Annotated in this window: 11 protein-coding genes; 4 read left to right on the top strand and 7 right to left on the bottom strand. The window is 67.0% G+C overall.

Annotated elements, in window-relative coordinates; all coding sequences use genetic code 11:
* Nucleotides 1–213 precede the first annotated feature (213 nt).
* A complete protein-coding gene (locus tag P7D22_RS09955; RefSeq protein WP_319934072.1) occupies nucleotides 214–1,203 on the bottom strand; it encodes a LysR family transcriptional regulator in 990 nt (329 codons plus the stop codon).
* A gap of 13 nt (nucleotides 1,204–1,216) precedes the next feature.
* Here P7D22_RS09955 and P7D22_RS09950 point away from each other — a divergent pair, with 13 nt between their 5' ends.
* The 3 genes from P7D22_RS09950 (at nucleotide 1,217) to P7D22_RS09940 (ending at nucleotide 4,183) form a co-directional block, all read left to right on the top strand.
* The gene (locus tag P7D22_RS09950; RefSeq protein WP_319934071.1) at nucleotides 1,217–2,272 is read left to right on the top strand and encodes an NAD(P)-dependent alcohol dehydrogenase; all 1,056 of its coding nucleotides are present in this window, start codon (nucleotides 1,217–1,219) and stop codon (nucleotides 2,270–2,272) included.
* A gap of 167 nt (nucleotides 2,273–2,439) precedes the next feature.
* A complete protein-coding gene (locus P7D22_RS09945) occupies nucleotides 2,440–2,865 on the top strand; it encodes an organic hydroperoxide resistance protein (RefSeq protein ID WP_319934070.1) in 426 nt (141 codons plus the stop codon).
* Between the two features lie 310 nt (nucleotides 2,866–3,175).
* Nucleotides 3,176–4,183: a zinc-dependent alcohol dehydrogenase family protein gene (locus P7D22_RS09940; protein ID WP_319934069.1), complete on the top strand. Its 1,008-nt coding sequence runs from the start codon at nucleotides 3,176–3,178 to the stop codon at nucleotides 4,181–4,183.
* Between the two features lie 264 nt (nucleotides 4,184–4,447).
* Here the strand turns inward: P7D22_RS09940 and P7D22_RS09935 are convergent, their stop codons facing one another.
* Genes P7D22_RS09935 through P7D22_RS09925 form a run of 3 tightly spaced genes read right to left on the bottom strand, consistent with a single transcriptional unit; the run spans nucleotide 4,448 to nucleotide 10,684 of the window.
* Nucleotides 4,448–6,757, bottom strand: a complete 2,310-nt coding sequence (locus tag P7D22_RS09935; RefSeq protein ID WP_319934068.1) for a DEAD/DEAH box helicase — start codon at nucleotides 6,755–6,757, stop codon at nucleotides 4,448–4,450.
* On the bottom strand, nucleotides 6,729–8,054 hold the full coding sequence (locus P7D22_RS09930) for an ATP-binding protein (protein ID WP_319934067.1): 1,326 nt from the start codon (nucleotides 8,052–8,054) through the stop codon (nucleotides 6,729–6,731). The genes P7D22_RS09935 and P7D22_RS09930 overlap by 29 nt, the downstream gene beginning before the upstream one ends.
* Nucleotides 8,051–10,684, bottom strand: a complete 2,634-nt coding sequence (locus P7D22_RS09925) for a TerB N-terminal domain-containing protein (RefSeq protein WP_319934066.1) — start codon at nucleotides 10,682–10,684, stop codon at nucleotides 8,051–8,053. The genes P7D22_RS09930 and P7D22_RS09925 overlap by 4 nt, the downstream gene beginning before the upstream one ends.
* 738 nt (nucleotides 10,685–11,422) lie before the next feature.
* Here P7D22_RS09925 and P7D22_RS09920 point away from each other — a divergent pair.
* On the top strand, nucleotides 11,423–12,574 hold the full coding sequence (locus P7D22_RS09920) for an MFS transporter (RefSeq protein WP_319934065.1): 1,152 nt from the start codon (nucleotides 11,423–11,425) through the stop codon (nucleotides 12,572–12,574).
* A gap of 161 nt (nucleotides 12,575–12,735) precedes the next feature.
* On the opposite strand, the gene P7D22_RS09915 is transcribed toward P7D22_RS09920, so the two are convergent.
* The 3 genes from P7D22_RS09915 to P7D22_RS09905 form a co-directional block, all read right to left on the bottom strand.
* Complete coding sequence (locus tag P7D22_RS09915; protein WP_319934064.1) at nucleotides 12,736–14,628, bottom strand: GH25 family lysozyme; 1,893 nt, start codon at nucleotides 14,626–14,628, stop codon at nucleotides 12,736–12,738.
* 23 nt (nucleotides 14,629–14,651) lie between these two features.
* Entirely contained in the window at nucleotides 14,652–15,683 is a 1,032-nt protein-coding gene (locus P7D22_RS09910; RefSeq protein ID WP_319934063.1) for a GH25 family lysozyme, read from the bottom strand.
* A 268-nt stretch (nucleotides 15,684–15,951) separates the two neighbouring features.
* Nucleotides 15,952–16,683, bottom strand: a complete 732-nt coding sequence (locus P7D22_RS09905) for a GntR family transcriptional regulator (protein ID WP_319934062.1) — start codon at nucleotides 16,681–16,683, stop codon at nucleotides 15,952–15,954.
* Nucleotides 16,684–16,842: the final 159 nt, after the last annotated feature.

Here is a 16,842-nt window from a genome sequence, read left to right as displayed (position 1 = left end):
CGGTCGCGGTCTCGGCGTAGATCATGTCCCGGTAGTCGGCCGTGACCTCGTCGCGTCTAACCGGGCGCGGAGTTCGGGCGATGAGAGCCTCGGGCCGCGCTCATTGTCCCTGTTCGGCGTTCTTCGGCCGATTATATCGGGCCGTCCCGCGCGATGCCGTCGACGCCCGCGGAAAATTCGCTTCCGGGAGAGCGCAAGAAGTCCATTGGCGGCTCATCGTGGCCGCTCCCCTGGACGCGCCATGAAATCCAGGAACGCCCGCAAGGCGGGAACGACCTGACGGCCGCTGGAATGGTACAGGTAGAAGCCGGGGAACGGGGGAGTCCAATCGGCCAACACCTGGACGAGGGCGCCCGTCGCAAGATCGTCGCGGACCATGTCTTCGAAAAGGTAGATGAGGCCGACGCCGTCGCGAGCCGCCCGGATCGCCACATGGAAATCGTTGACCAACAACGGACCGTCCACCGTGACGTCGAGCTTCTCGCCGCCGCGCTCGAACTCCCATCGGTATGGCGCGCCGTTCGACATTCGGAAATTGATGCAGCGGTGTCGGTCCAGTTCGCGAGGCGTGACCGGACGGCCGTGGCGACCGATGTAGTCGGGCGAGGCGACGACCTGCATCTCGACATCGCCGCTGAGACGGATGGCTAGCATGTCCCGCTCCAGGCGCTCGCCGATTCGCACGCCGGCATCGAAGCCGCCGCCCACGATGTCCACCAGTGCGTCGTCGAGCACCAGATCAAGCTTGATCTCGGTGTGGGCGTCAAGAAAGGGGCCGATGAGCGGCGCAAGGTAGTGGACTGCCGCTATCCGGCTGGAATTGATGCGCAGGGGGCCGGAGGGGCGGCCCCCCTGCGTCCTGGCCGCCGCCACCGCGGCCTCGAGGGTCGCGAAGGCCGGCCGGATCTGCTCGAGAAGCTGAGCGCCGGCATCCGTAAGTCCGACGCTGCGTGTCGTCCGGTTGAGGAGCCGCGCACCAAGCCGCTGCTCCAGGTTGCGGATGCTCTGGCTGAGCGCCGACGCCGTCACGTCCAGCCGTTCGGCCGCGCGCGCGAAACTGGCGGCCTCCGTCACCTCGACGAACACCCGAAGCTCGCTGTATTCACGTCCCCTCATTCTGTTAAATCTACTTAACAGCCCATCAAGATTACAAGAGTTTTTTGATGGGCTGTTCTCTGCGATACGTTCCGGTGGATCCAGCACTGGAGGAGTTCACATGTTCACCGTCAAAGGATACGCGGCGCAGTCCGCCAGCTCCTCCATCACCCCCTTCAGCTTCGAGCGGCGCGATCCCGGTCCGCACGACGTGCAGATCGAGATCCTTTACGCCGGCGTCTGCCATTCCGACCTGCATCAGGCCCGGAACGACTGGGGCGGTTCGCTCTATCCGATGGTCCCCGGACACGAAATCGTCGGGCGCGTGGTCAAGGTCGGGGAGCATGTCACCAAGCTGAAGATCGGCGACTATGCCGGCGTCGGCTGCATGGTGGACTCTTGTCGCCGCTGCGAGCCATGCGAAGCCGACCTTGAACAGTATTGCGCGGAAGGTTGCACGCTCACCTACAACGGCAGGGAACGCGGGTCTGAGCAGCTCACCTTCGGCGGTTACTCCGAGCAGGTGGTCGTGGAACAGCGGTTCGTCGTGAAGGTACCTGCCACGATGGATCTCAAGGCCGTGGCGCCGCTGCTCTGCGCCGGCATCACCACCTACTCGCCGCTGAAACACTGGAAGGTCGGACCTGGCCAGAAGGTCGGCATCATCGGGCTCGGCGGCCTCGGGCACATGGGCGTGAAATTCGCTCACGCGATGGGCGCTCACGTCACCATGATCACCACGTCGCCCGAGAAGGGGAAAGACGCGCTCCGATTGGGCGCGGACGAGGTCCTGGTGTCGACCGATCCGGAGGCCATGGCCCGCGCCAGGGGGGCCTTCCACTTCCTGCTCGATACCGTGCCGGTGGGACACGACACCAATCCCTACCTGCAACTCCTCAAGCTCGACGGGTCCATGGTGCTGGTCGGGGCCTTGACGCCGCTCGATCCGATCGCCGGCTTCAACCTGATCGGTGGGCGCAAGAGCGTCGCCGGTTCGGCGATCGGCGGCATGGCCGAGACACAGGAGATGATTGATTTCTGCGCCGAGAAGGACATCGTGTCGGACGTGGAGATGATCCGCATCCAGGACATCAACGCCGCCTACGAGCGCATGCTCAAGAACGACGTGCGATACCGCTTCGTCATCGACATCGCCTCGCTCCGCGAAGCGGCCTGATAGATCCGACATTGATCCTCATGGAACCGGCAGCGGTGCCATGAGGATACCGACCTGACGCAATTCGACGCCTACGCAACCTGTCAGGGAAACTGAAGCAGCGTTGCTGGTCTCTGCGAGAGGGTCGTGGTTGTGCATGACCCCGCAAATTTCTTACAGGGGAAGTCATGAGCCATCTCTACACCACCAAGGTCACCGCGGTCGGTGGCCGAAGCGGCACCGTGCGCAGTGACGACGGCATCCTCGACTTGTCGCTGGCGATGCCGAAGGTACTGGGCGGCAAGGGCGGTGCCACCAATCCCGAGCAGCTTTTCGCCGCAGGGTACGCGGCATGTTTCGAGAATGCCGTCATCCATGTCACGCGCTCGCAGACCGACAAGGTGCGTGACAACGACATCGAGGTCGTGGGCGAGGTCGGCCTGCTGTCGAATGGCGTAGGCGGGTTCAATCTCGCGGTCACCCTCGATGTGGTCATCACCGGTCTGGACCAAGCCAAAGCCGAGGAAATCGTCAAGGCGGCGCACGCCGTCTGCCCCTATTCCAATGCGGTGAAAGGGAACATCGACGTCAAGCTCAACGTGACCACGCGATGAGCCATACGGCGTCGGCTTAGGGCCTGGACGGTCCATCGTTGATCGACGGACAGGTCCGCTTCCCGCCTCTTGCCGCCGCCGATCTTCTCGACGGGCTCCGCGGACCGGCGCTCGCTCGGCGTAACCCGGCCGGTATGCGGAGAGATGCAAGCTCGCGGCCGCCGTGCTGACAGGCGCGTTGGAGCTACCGGGGGATCGCGGCCCATGTCGAGAGGCCGAAAGATAACCGGGCTTTCAGCGAGCTACCGGACTTGGCGGCCCAACGACCCCGCCATCGCGTTAAGTGCGAAGCAGACCAAAGGACTTACCCTTGAAGCAGTATCAGCTCGTTCGCCCCGGCTCCATCGAGGGACTCACGCTCATCGAGGTCCCGAAACCAGGTCCGGGACCCGGGCAAGCCTTGATCCGGATCAGGGCGACATCGTTGAACTACCGCGACCTCATGATGGTCACGGGGATCTATGGGGGCCAGACCCGCGCAGGGTTGGTGCCGTTGTCCGATGGCGCCGGTGAGGTCGAGGCCGTCGGCCCCGATACGTCCCGCGTCAAGCCAGGCGACAGGGTCTGCGCGATCTTCAGCCCGGACTGGCTCGGCGGCGCCGTCCGAGAAGGCCTGGTCGAACGGGCGCTGGGCGGCGCGATCGACGGGGTTCTGTCCGAATACGTCGTCGTGCCCGAGGGTGCGCTGGTGCACATGCCCGATCACCTCTCGTTCGAGGAGGCGGCCACGCTGCCCTGCGCGGCCGTAACGGCGTGGCACTCCATGGTCGACTACGGCCGCGTCAAGGCTGGAGACTCGATCCTCACGCAGGGAACGGGAGGCGTTTCGATCTTCGCCTTGCAGTTCGCCAAGCTGCTCGGGGCGCGGGTGATCGGCACCTCTTCCTCCGACGAAAAGCTCCGGCGCGCGCGGGAACTCGGTCTGGATGAAGCCATCAACTACCGGAACACGCCGGACTGGCAGGAGGCGGTCCTGTCGTCGACGGGCGGCCTCGGCGTCGATCACGTGGTCGAGGTCGGGGGCGCGGGCACCATCGCACGCTCCCTCCAGGCGGTGCGCATGGGCGGTACGATCGGCGTCATCGGCGTCCTGACGGGGCGCGCGGAGATCGACCCTACGGTCATCCTGCGCCGCCGCGTCGGCCTGCAAGGGATCTCGGTGGGATCGCGGGAGATGTTCGAATCCATGAACCGCGCCATCGCGATGCACGGGATGCGCCCGATCATCGACCGCGTGTTCCCCTTCGAGCAGGCTCAGGAAGCGTGGCACTATCTTGAGGGAGCGACCCACTTCGGGAAGATCGTGATCCGGCTCTGAAGGGACCGCCTCCGTCGATGTCGCTCGGTCCGAATGGGCGTCGCCTTTCAGCACCCCGGAGACTGCGCCACCTTCAATTCCAACCAACTCCGCGACGGCACCCGACGCTGTCTCGCCGAGCCACCCAGCGCGCAGCTCGCGTTGGTCCCGCGCCGAGGCCCATGCACTCGACCTTCCGTACCCTGTGACTGAACGTTCACTGCCGTTCGATGGTCTTGGACCCGCCACGTGAGCGATCGTCCGGGCGAACGAGGCTGCATGCGACTACGTCTCGGTTCCCGCCCTGTGGGGAGTATCACCTGGTTCGTGATCCGTCCCGGACGCGAGGACACGGCTCGCGGTCTCACGCAGGGATGCCGTTTCGAGTCGTTCGGAGATGACGACCGCCCGCATCAGATCGGGCGACAGCCAGCCGTCGTACTTGGCGATGGCTGGCGACGGCACTGCGGAAGCGAGAGCGGCGTCCGACGGATGGTCTCCGCCCGCGATTCTGGCCAAGGTCCGACGGATGCGGACAGTGTCGCAGCCGTCGACTTCAACGAAGTGTCTCCGCGCGGCGGGCTTGTGCTGCATGGCGACGAGTGCGGCGGCCAGCGTGTCCAACTTCCGCGTGCCGACCCAAGGGACGAGGACGACCCCCGTCCCGACCTCGACCACGGACGCCGCCTCGAGCCCGAGCTCCCGGTACGCGTGCCGCGCGCCCTCGAGCATGCTTCTCGCAGTCTGGTCCAGATACGTCGGGACGTCTCCACCCGACAGGATGCGACGCATCTCAGCGACGACGTGATCATGAAGCGGGCCGGCGCTGCCATCGAAACGGGGAGGCATCGCCGCGCTCGTGGGTTCGACGAGGATCACCCGCGCGTCGGCGTCGACCTCGAGCACGCGCCAGCGGCGTCCGACGAAGATCATGGTCTGACCCGGAAGCGTGATGCGGTCGAGCGGCAGCGTCCCAAGCGTCTGCCCACCGTGCACCACCCTGTACTCCTCCGGCGTGACGAACACCGCGTAGAAGTCGTGACCGGATGCGAGCCGCTCCCCGCCCGGCCCCAGCATGAGCTGCCCTCCGGGAGCCTGTTCGACTAATGGGCTTCGCGCCTCGTGCATGCAGCGGAGCAGCGCGGCGTACCGCACGCGATCGACCGACCGGAACGGGCCGCGCCCGCACAAGATCGCCCAGGCGGCCTTCGCGCTGATCCCACCGGTCTGGACGATGAGCGCGAGCGTCTGATGGACGAGGGTCGAGAGGTGCAGCCCAGCCGCGGGCGGCGGTTCGCACCATCCCCCCAACATACAGTCGACGGTCGCCATCGACTGGATCAAGCCGAGCTTCAGGCGATCGATCGGGTGCGCGGCCGGTCCGTCCTCGTCCTCGATGACGAAGATGCGTAGCTCCGCGGACGTGCCGGGCCGGCGGCCGGAACGGCCGAGCCGCTGGCGGAGCGACGACACCGAGGAACCCGGACCGATCTGCGCCACCGCGGCGACGTCCCCGATGTCGATCCCAAGCTCCAGCGTGGTCGTCGCGACCGCGGTCGAGGGACGCGGGTCGTCGCGGAGCCTCGTCTCGACCTCCTCGCGATGCGCGCGGGACAGGTTGCCGTGATGTGCGAAGAACTCGTTCGGCACGCCCGCGGAACCGCACGCGGTCGTCAGGGCGTCCGCATAGGCTTCGACGTTCCGCCGGGATCCCGCGAAGAGCAGGTTGGTGCGGCCGCGGAGGATGCGGCCGAGGTCGCTCACCACGGCCTCGAAGGCTGGATCGGATCCATCCTCCCGCGGAGAGGCGCCAGGGGCATGACGTGAGCTTGCGATCGCGTCCTCCGGCACTCGCGTTGGTCTGACGTAGCCGCGGATCTGGACCTTCACGACGTTCCCGGCGTCGCGACCCTCGACCAGGCGCACCGAAGGTCCGTCACCAGGTCGCAGGCAATCCGCGGCGAGGGCCATGTCGCCGAGGGTCGCTGACAGTCCGATGCGATCGATCCGGTCCCTTCCGGCGATGGCCTCGACCCTGGTGAGGAGGGATTGCAGGTGGATGCCCCGTTCCGTGCCGATGAAGGCGTGGAGTTCGTCGACGACCACGGCCTGCAGGCCGGCGAACAGCGGGCGGGCGTGCACGCCCTGCCTGAGGAGGATGGCTTCCAAGGACTCCGGCGTGATCAGGACGACGCCGGACGGGTTCTCCCTCGCGCGCCGCTTCGCGGACGCGGAAACGTCGCCGTGCCATCGGTGCAGCGGATGTCCGCACGCCTCAGCGAGACCTTCCAGTCGGTTGGCCTGATCGTTGATCAGGGCCTTCAACGGGCTGACGCAGACGATGCGGAACCCGGCCGCGTCCCCTTCCACCTTCGTCAGGAGGGGCAGGAAGGCGGCTTCGGTCTTTCCGGCGGCCGTCCGCGCCGACACCACTACGTCCCCGCCGGCGAGTATGGCCGGGATGGCCCGTTCCTGGACGTCGCGGAGCGACGTCCAGCCTTGACGCTCCACCCAGCGGCGCGCCGGTTCCGACAGCAGGCCGAAGGCTCCGACGGAGGATGTGCGATCAGAGACGGAACGTGGCGAGTTCGTCATCGGCTCCGTCGGAGTCTCCGGCATCCGCCATGGAAGTTCCGTCGGAATCGATTGCGGTCTCCGCGGAGACGTCGACCGATCCGAGGAGTTCGCGCCAGTCCGCCGTTCCGGGGTTCTGCTCGATCACCGCCAGCAGGTCCGCGAAGGCCCGCACGCTGCTCCTCGGCGTGCGGAAGTACGCGTCCCCGATCTTGGAGCGGCAATGTTCCATGAAAGCCTGCAGCGCCTCGTCGGGAACGAGGTGCCTGTCGGAGTCCCCGCCGGCGAACACGCTCCGGACCCGTTCGAGGAGATGGTAGAGCTCCTCGGGGCTGAGGTTCTGGAGTCGGATGACCGGTCCGGAGAGGTCGACCAGGCCGCCCGTCGCGAAACTGTTGGCGGCGAGACGCGACTGGAGAGCCTCGTAGGAGTAGAGCCCGCGTCGGGTGTCGAGGAGGAACTCCGGGGTGCCGCCGAGAACGAATCCGATGCCCTCCGTCGTCCCCTGAAGCGAGTCGTTCAGGATCCGAAGGATCTGCTCGTAGTTCTGCTTCCTCGCCTGGACGGACTGCAGTTTGTAGAGGTTGACCAGTTCGTCGAGGCACACGAGCAATCCGCCGAACCCGGCGAGGCGCGCCAGTCGCGCGTGCAGCCGAAGACCGTCGTAGAAGGTCGCGTCGTCGATGATGGCGCGGACGCCGAGCTCCGCGCGCGCGTCGGTGCGCGTGGCGTACTCCCCCCGCAACCAGCGTAGGGCCGCATCCTGCAGGCCGGCGTCGCCCGCCTCGTACCCCCTCGCGTAGGCCGCCACGACGTTGGCGAAGTCGTAGCCGCCGACCATCTCCCGGACGTCGGCCAGCCGGGCCTTGATCGCCTCCTCGATGGGGCGCCCCGACGCGGCCTCCTCGGTCTGCTGAATGAACGTCTCGACGATGCTCCTCAGCGCGTTCCCTTCGGGCATCGTCCGGGTCGCGGCACCGCGGGTCAGTTCCGCGAAGAGGCCCCGGGCCTGCCCGCCGGTCGCGTGAATGCGGCGGTCGGGGCCCAGATCCGCCTGCATGACGACCAGCTTTCGCTGGAGTGCGATCTGACGGACGAGGAACAGAAAGAACGTCTTCCCCGCCCCGAACTCGCCGATGACGAAGCGGCAGGTGCTGCCGCCGCCCGCGATCCTGTCGATGTCGGAGATCAGGGAGGCCACCTCGCGCTGCCTCCCGACCTGGATGTGCTGCAGGCCGAGCCTCGGAACGACACCCGCGCGCAGGGCGGCCACGATCGCGTCACGTTCGCGAGCCTTCATGGTCGGCTTCGTGTTCATCGGCTCGCCACCTGGGTCTCGCGGACATGATCGGGCAGGAGGGCCACGTTGATTTCGAGCTCCTCCTCGCCTTCGATCAGGAGTTCGTCGTGCGCTTCGATCGCCCAGTCGTTCAGGAACTGCATCGCCGCGCCCGGCATGAGCCCGTTGCCGCGGGCCAGCCCGTCAAACTCGGCGCGTGACCATGAGGAACGCTCGGAGAGGAGCGCAATGAGCGCCACGTGGCGGGCGTCCATGCCGTCCGACGTGACAGCGGAGGGTGCGTCCTGCTTGGGCGGAGCGGAGGGCGCCGCTGGTTCGACTTCGTCCTCGAACACGTCCGCCAAGATCGACGAGGTGCCGAGCGTCTCGGCCCGTATCGCAGCGAGTCGCGTGAGGTCTAGGCCGGGAGAGCCCGTGGCCCTTTGCGTGGAGGAGCCCGCGGGTGCTCCGCCATGGAGCAGGCTGTAGGCGTCCGACGGTTCGAGGCCCAGAAGCTTCGCGATGCGCTCGATCACGGCGACCTCCCGCGCGGACACGACGCCGTCGACCGCCGCCACGGTTGCCGCGTCGCGGAGCAGCCGTAGCCGTACGGACGCGTCCGCCGCGCCGATGAGCGACCGGAGATCGGCGAGGGCCGACGGGTTCGTCTCGAACCAGGCACGGTCCGCATGCAGTCGGGACGGCTCGTCGGGACCCAGGCCCTCGACCCGAGACGCGATGAGGTCCAAGGCCTCCCTTTCGGAATCGTCGACATGCCCGTCGGCGGTCGCGACCATCATGCCGAGCGCGAGCGAGACGTGCGCGGACCGGTACGCCTCCGTCGCCGCCGCAGGGGCATCGACGCTCGAGCCCAGACGGAAGAGGAGGCACCCGTCTCCAGTGCGCGACGAACGGATCGTGAAGGCTGGATCGGGCACGAGGCCGAGGCCCAGGCGGCCAACGACCAGTGCGGTCTCCGCGAGGGCCGCCCTGCCGACCTTCGATGTCGACGGGCCGATCGACCGCTGAACGTCCGAGAGGCTCACCAAGCCGACGGACGCCGCCGCGTCGCGAAGTGCGGCGAGTTCCGACGGACGCGCGTCCGCGGCGACCTTCATGCGAACCGTCTGAGGGAGCCGGGCGATGGTCGCGAGCGTCGGGGCGGCGACGCCCAGCCGGCCCAACTCGCGACTGTAGGCGTCGAGTTGGATCGTGCAGGCCTCTAGCAGGCGCCTTCCGGTCGCGAGTGGCTCGGAGCGCGTGAGGACGTCGGGCAGGGGGCCATCCGCAGGTGTGACGTCAACCTGAAACGTGCCCGACGCCGCCCGGTAATGAAGCGAGAGGCCCCGCTTGGCCTTACCCCGGGGAATCCTCAACCCCGTAGGATGCGATGCCACGACTTCCGCGGCGAAGATCTCCCGCAGCAGCGGGAAGCACCGCGTCGCCGGCGTGCGGACGCGGGTCTCGGGGTGCGCCATGACGAAGGAGAGGAGGAGGTCCGGCGGGACGGCCGTGCCACTCACCGCCAAGCGGCCGAGGGCGAGGCGCGTCGACCAAGGGACCTCCGCCGAGGGCTCGAAGTCCAGCTCGTGCGCAGGCGGCAGGTCGGATCCGGGCTGCTTGAACCGATGGGCGTCCAGGAGCGCCCTGGCGTACGTCCGAAACGAATGGTTGGCGTACGTGGCGACCAGTCGTTGCACCTCGCCCACGATCGCCGGCCCGTCAGCCACATCGCCGTCGACGATGAGCCGGCGTTCGAGGCCGTAGAGGTACAGGAAGACGATCCCGATCTCCGTCCTGGGATCGTCGCGAGGTCCCGCCAGGAAGTCGAGGAAGGCCCTGCGTTGCGACGGATCGAGTCTCGCGTAGGACGGCCAGTAGGGCAGCGGCGTTCGCGCCATCGTCGCGCGCGCTACGGCGAGGGTGGGATCGACGAGGCAGTTGTCGGGCTGAGAGGGTGAGTTCTGGGCAGCGAGGTGCCGTCCGACGTAGACCATGCCGCCGTTGATCGTCGTTCCGGCGACGACGACCGCGCTTCCTGGACCGATCCAGGCGCCCGGCCGGTTCGTCTCCGCGGGGCGTCCGTCGGAGAGCGGGATCACGCCTCGATCTCCGGCGGACGAACCCGTCACCGGTGACGGGCGCTCGGAAACCTGCGGGGACGTCGCGGCTTCTGACACGCGTGTCGCCATCGCTGGCGCGGTTGGTCCGAGATCGTCTTCCTCGATCGGCATCCATGCGATCGCGTCCGGCATGCCTCCCGCCGCCATGGGCTGGTCCGAGATCGGAAGGACCGTCGACGCGCCGACGGGAGCGGCGACGGAAGACACGGTCGTCGGCGCCTCGCGATCATCACCTGCGATCGGAGGAGGTTCGCTCACGTCCGCCTGCACCTGATCCGGCTGGACGTCCGGAACGTCGAATTCCGTCTCGAAAGTAGTCGTCGCTTCGAGGCTTAAACAGGCTCCGGCTCCGGCTCCGGCCTTGGCGACGGGCGCGGGCGGGTCGACGGCGTTCGAGGACGGCTGGCCTTCCGGCTGGTTTCGCGACGAGGCTCCAGTCAAGGCCGATCCCGTGATGGCCTTCCGCCTCGACTTGCGTCGGCCTGCGGCGACGACGACGGCGAGCGCGGCGACGCCCAGGCCGAACCCGGCGTCAACGCTCGCCAACCTCTCTGGAGATGTGGCCAGGTTCGGCGCAGGCCTTGGCGAGCCCAGTGCCGTCGCCGGAGTGACGGAAACGGTCCCCGCCTGCGGAGCTTCGGCAAGCGAGGGTAGGGGCCGCGGGGACGCGAGCGCCGGAGTGGCGGCCATCTCCGTCGTCGCTGCCTCCGCGTTTGCGGTCGCCGGCGGCGGCGCGAGCGTCACGTTCCCAGGCGGCCTTCCCGTCGCGGAAGCCGGCATGGGCCCGGGCGCGACGGCGATCGGGATCGCGGGGCTCGCATCGCGATGAGCATGTCCGTGCGCCTTCCGACCCGCTGACGCGTCCCGGGCGGAGGCGTCAGCGCCGAAGAGGGCGAGGGCTAGAAGTGACAACCCCAAAGCGCGTCGGGCGCTCGCCCCACTCGTGGAACGCGAGCGCGCCGGCACAGCCGCGATCAAGAAGGCCGGTCTCAACGGATCTGCGGGTGCATGTCGCTCGACGGCGAGGGTCAAGTATTGCTGCGCTGTTAGAATTGATGTCAGACACAAGCCCAGCGACTCGGGTCGTGCTTCCGTGAGGTCATCCTAGGATGACGTCGTCAGCCTGCGCAACACGGGCCATGGGGCGCGTGGACGCTAAGCCGTGCCGGGCATGGTCGCTCGCCTTCGTTGCGGCATGGTGGTTGCAAGATCCGTCGGCGGCCCGTGCCGTAAACGGTGGCGACGCATCTTCGTAATCCCAACGGCAAGGCCACCCCCCTTCACATGACCACGACCACGAACGTCTCGGCGCATGACCCCTCCCGCACGTCCCATCGGACGTCGACCCGAGCCGCCTTCTTCATAGCGGGCTTCGGGATGGCGGCCTGGGCGCCTCTCGTTCCGTTCGCGCGTGATCGTGCTCACCTGGATGATGCCTCCCTCGGGCTGCTCCTGCTGTGCCTGGGCGTCGGATCCATCCTCGCCATGCCCGCGAGCGGGTTCCTCGCGGCCCGTTACGGATGTCGGGCGGTCATCGTCACCGCTTCCGTCCTGATCTGCGGCGTGCTCCCCCTCCTGGCGTCCGTGAGCCAGCCGCTCCCGCTCGCGGCCAGCCTGTTCCTGTTCGGGGCCGCGGTGGGTACCGTGGACGTGACGGTGAACGTGCAGGCCGTCATCGTCGAGAAGGCGAGCGGACGCACGCTGATGTCCGGTTTCCACGGCTTCTTCAGTCTGGGCGGGATCGCGGGCGCCGCGATGGTGAGCCTCGCGCTGTGGTCCGGTCTCTCGCCCTCCGCCGCGGCACTCGCGTGCGTTCTCGTCATCATGCTTCTGCTGCTGCTGGGCATCCCCGGTCTCCTTCCCTACGGCGGAGAGCCGGGCAGCAACCCCTTCGTGCTTCCGCGCGGCCCCGTGTGGCTCCTGGGGGCCCTCTGCTTCATCTCCTCCCTCGCGGAGGGCTCGATGATCGACTGGAGCGCGCTGTTCCTGCGGGCGTCTCGCGGCGTCGAGCCGGCACAGGCCGGGTTGGGGTATGCGGCATTCGCCGTGACGATGACGCTCGGCCGCCTGAACGGCGACCGCATCGTTCGCGGACTCGGGAATATGACGGTCCTCGTCGCGAGCGGCCTGGTCGCGGCCGCGGGCTTCCTGGTCGCGGTCGTCGTCCCCTTCGCGAACGTGACCCTGCTGGGATTCGCCCTCGTCGGACTAGGGGCGTCGAACGTCGTCCCGATCCTTGCGTCCGCCTCCGGAAGGCAGTCGGTGATGCCCGCAAATCTCGCCGTGTCGGCCACCCTCAGCATGGGTTATGCCGGCATCCTGGCGGGGCCGGCCCTGATCGGGTTCGTCGCCCAACTGACGTCGTTGCCGGCCGCGTTCATCGTCGTGGCCGCGATGCTCCTCCTCATCTCCGTCTCCGCACGAAGGGTTTCGTGAGGCGGGAAGCGGCTGCCATGCGGGCGATGACGCCGAAGGATCCGTGAACGTTCCGTTATGCCGCCAGCTGCCCTCTCGAAGCGGACGAACGAAGACGTCCTTCGAGCGGGTCACCAGTGAGGCTGACGTCGGTTACGACGATCGCGCCCCGGGGTGCCGCCTCACCTGAGGACGGCTTCGAGCGCGACGTTGCCTGCGCCCTTCTTGAAGGAGGCGTACTGGTCCTCGGTGCCGAAGAACGCCTCTCCCGTCGTATGGGGCCCGATGCCCTTCACGTCCAGCGAGCCGGAATACTGCCACAGGGTCCATGGATTGCGACCCTTCAACCGATTGCTCGAGGCGCTGTAGGCATTCAGCCAGACCATAAACTGGTCGAACCGCGCGTCGGTGAGGACGGACAGGTTATAAGCGTTGCCGGACACGAGCGGCACCTTGCCGTAGGTCGCCTTGACCAGACCCGCGAGCTTCAGGATCTCGGCCCTCGCCGCAGATGCCCCGAGCCCTTGGTAGCAGGGCGTCTCATGAACACTCTGACTCTCGTCCTGATCCGTCGTTGGCGTCACCAGTTCGATCGTGACGGGAAGCAGGTCGGGATCCGGTGGGACCACCTGCCTGAGGCTGGCCAGTTGCGCCTCGGCCGACCGGCAGAAGTCGAATTTGAGGTAGGCCCCGTGGTCGATGCCCAGCTTGCCCAGGTTCGTGAACCGATCGGCGAGGGAGGGGTCTGCCCCCTTCCAGCCCAAGGCCCTCGCATACACGAAGCGAGGATGGTTCTCGGTCGAGAACGTCGACCAATCGACATGCCCGTCGGCCGACGAGAGGTCGTACCCTCGGATCGGGTAGACCTCGGGCTGCTTGAAGACCTTGACCTCCGGATGCCCCGGGAGGCTGCTCAACGGTCCCGCGGGCACCGAGAAGGCTTCCGATTGCTCGGGTTCGGAGGTTGGGACCGTCGTCCCAAAGTCTTGCGCGGCGTCCGAGCCCTTCCCGTACGCATCGACCAGTGCAGTCGGGGAGCCCGTCTCCACGTCGGAGAGGAAGAAGAACCCTCCGCGTGCTACGCCCTCTTGGGCCGGGCCCAACCAGGAGCTGACGAGCGGTCTGAAGTTCTTGTCGCCGCTTCGCATCTTGTCGAGGCGGTCGTATGCGCTGGTGAGATAGTCCTCGAGGGATCCGGTGCGGGTCAGTCCAAACTTCCTGATCAGATTGCCCTGCTCGTCCGTCGAGGCGAAGAAGTCCCAGTAGGATCGGTCCGCGACCCCTCGCGTGACCCCGTCGACGATCAGGTCGAAGAACACGCTGCCGCGGCTCGGAATGAGGGCGGGGACCTCTTCCTCTTTCGGACCGGCCGTGATGGCGTAGGATCCCGACAAACCGACCTTGTTCGGGCTTCCGCCCGTGGAGGCCAATCCGAAGAAACTGCCCCCGTAGCATGCGTTGATCAGCGTCAGGACGTGGAAGTAGCGGCTCGCGAGCGCTTGGATGTACCCCGAGAGCAGGAACATCGGGTAGGCGCCCTTCGCCCCGTGGACGTCGTCGGCGTCGCTCAGGAGGAAGGCCGCCTTCTCGCCTGGCGCGTCCGGCCTCCCATGGCCCGAGTAGGCGACGAGGAGCCTGGCCTTGCCCCTGAAGTCGTCGGCCCGGTTGGGGAGGTAGTCGGTGAGGAAGTAAGAGATCGCGTCGGAGGTCGCCTCTCCGTCACGCAGGACGATGACCTCGTCGAACCTTTGCGACCCGGTGAGGAACGACTCGAGGTTGTCGCCGTCTGCCACGGCCGCGGAAAGGTCGGCCTTGCTCATCTTCGGATATTTGCCGACCGCGATCACCAGCGCGATGGAGCGCGTCTGATCTGCGCGCTGAACGCCGAGGTTGTCGGCGATCCGCGAGTCCAGCGCTTCGCCCTTCGCGGCGTTGAAGTGTCTGAAGTAACCGCAGTAGGCCTCCTTGGCCGGTGCGCCGTTGGGGCAGACGCCCACGTATCCGGTATCGTCCGCGCGCGCGCCGGAGGACGCGATCGTGCACGCCGCGACGGCGAGATACAGGATCGCCGGCACCCGTGGGATGGCCCTCGGGCGCCTCATCGGAAGTCGACGACCTGCAATAGCGAGAGGAAGCTCTCCTTGGGACCCTTGTAGACGTTGGCGTCGAACTTGGGGTCAAACCCGGTCGCCATCCCGGCCGAGTCGGTGAATTGCCACAGCACCCCCTGCACGCCGTTGACGGTGGGGGGCTTCTCGCTCGCGCGTGACTGTCGCGAGTAGTCGGCCAGCCAGACCGGATACCCGGAGAGTTCGCTGAAGGCGGACTCCGGTCCCATCCGTTCGCGCCACCAGGAACGGGCCGTGTAGATGATGGGCTTGCGGTGGAGCCGCGCCTCGACCTCGCCCAGGAACGCCTTGACGGTGGCAAGGATCTCCCCTGGCTTGCGGCACGTCCACCGGTCGTGCTCGGTCTTCGTCCTGTCCCATTCGAGGTCGACCGCCGGCGGCATGTCCGTGGGCATGAGCCCACCGTTCGCCTGCACGACCATCACGAACGTCTCGGCCTGGCTCTTGCCCCACGTGGCCGCCGGGACGTTCGGATCGCCGCAGGTCAGGAAGTGATAGGCTCCGCGATGGACCTCGTCCCCCTTAGGCAGACGTCCCGCCCGGGCCCAGAAGGACGCGAAGGATCCGTCCAATCCGGATCCCTGCGTCGTCTTCATGTAGAGGAACAGGACGTTCCGTGTCGCGAGTTGTTCTATGGGAAACGCGGGTGGCGTGTAGTGGCTGACGTCCAAGCCGAACAACTCATCCTTGCGCGGGACGTGAAGCGTGACGTCGAACTCGGTGTCGTTCTTGAATCGGAACGGGCCGTAAAGGTTGAAGTACTGTGCGCTCTCCGCAGTCCCGGCGGGATCCTCCTTGGCCGCGGCCCTTACGACCTCCTGGAACAGTTCCTGCTGGGTGGGGTCGTCCGTCAGTTCCACGAGGCCGAGGTCGGACGCGGTGGTCCCACTCGGCGCTGCGGTGGAAGTATCGCCAGCGATCTGCCCGAAGGCGCCGGAAACTCCCGCCAGCATCGTTCCGGCGACTACGGTGGAGCGGAAAAACCGTTCGAGGGCTTGCATCGGCACACCCGGAAATATGCGCCAAGATGAAATGCACCCTCACGCTCGTGGCGGCGGGTCCTTGGCGCGGTTCGTACAATATGTCGCAGGTTGCGACATGTCGGTGGCGGTGTCCACCACTTTCACGACTGTCGCGGTGGACGAAATCGCGTCGGGCCTTGCCGATGACGGCAAGGGACCGTTTCGTCGCGGGTTGCGTGGATGAAGGGTGCCGGCGCGGGGATGGTCGCCACGCGCGGGGTGAGGATTGCCTACCTGTAGCCGGCCCTCAACGGATCATGTCCAAGGTCGCGTTCTGCTCGGCCGATATGATGGTCGGGTCGGCTTCCTTGATGATCTCGATCGTTTTGAAGATGCTGTCCAACTGCGCTTGCAGGACCGCTGCGGCTCCGTCCTCGTCACCCGCCTTGATGCAGTCCGCGATGCGGCTGTGTTCCCCGATCACCTCTCCGAAGTTATCTTCGATGGGGAAGGCGATGCGACGGACCCGGTCCAGCTGTCCCGTCGCCATGTGTATCGTCCGCCAGACGTTCGGGAACTCGGAGCAGTCGCCGATCAGGCGGTGGAACTCGTTGTCGAGGTCGAAGAACTCGTCGAAGTCCCGTCGTTCGGCGGCACTTCTCTGCTTGAACAAGGACAGGTCGAACGCGCTCGCGAACTTCGGCTGGAAGCGTCGGGCGGCGAGGCGGACCAGCCTGGGCTCCACCGCGTCGCGGACGATCTGCCCGTCCAAGACCTCCCGGAGGTGGATCCGGTTCACGAACGTGCCCTCACCCGGTTTGATCGTGACGAGATCCTCGGTGGCGAGCTGAAGGATCGCCTCGCGGAACGGCGTCCTCGAGACGTCCAACTGGTTGCAGATTGCCTTCTCCGGAACCGACGCGCCGGGCGGAAGCTCCATGGAGATGATCGCGGAACGGATGACCTCGTAGACCTGAGTGGCCTTGGGCAGGCGTTGGTCGACCGGACGCGGCTTCAAGGCGAGTGCGATGTCTTCCATGTCCCGTTCTTGTCGTCGTGACTTCCGCCGGCAGCTGCGTACCATGCCGCACCATGGATCGGAACCAAGTCGAAGGCCCGACCGGAGTTTCTCCTCCGTTCGCCACCGGGCTGCTGAAGTGCCGCATGACATCCATGAGCCCGTCGGAATTGGGACGGA

This window comes from Lichenihabitans sp. Uapishka_5, assembly GCF_033947565.1.
Lineage (GTDB): Bacteria > Pseudomonadota > Alphaproteobacteria > Rhizobiales > Beijerinckiaceae > Lichenihabitans.
The sequence above is the reverse complement of the archived record's forward strand: the minus strand, read 5'-3'. Positions and strand labels throughout refer to the sequence as shown.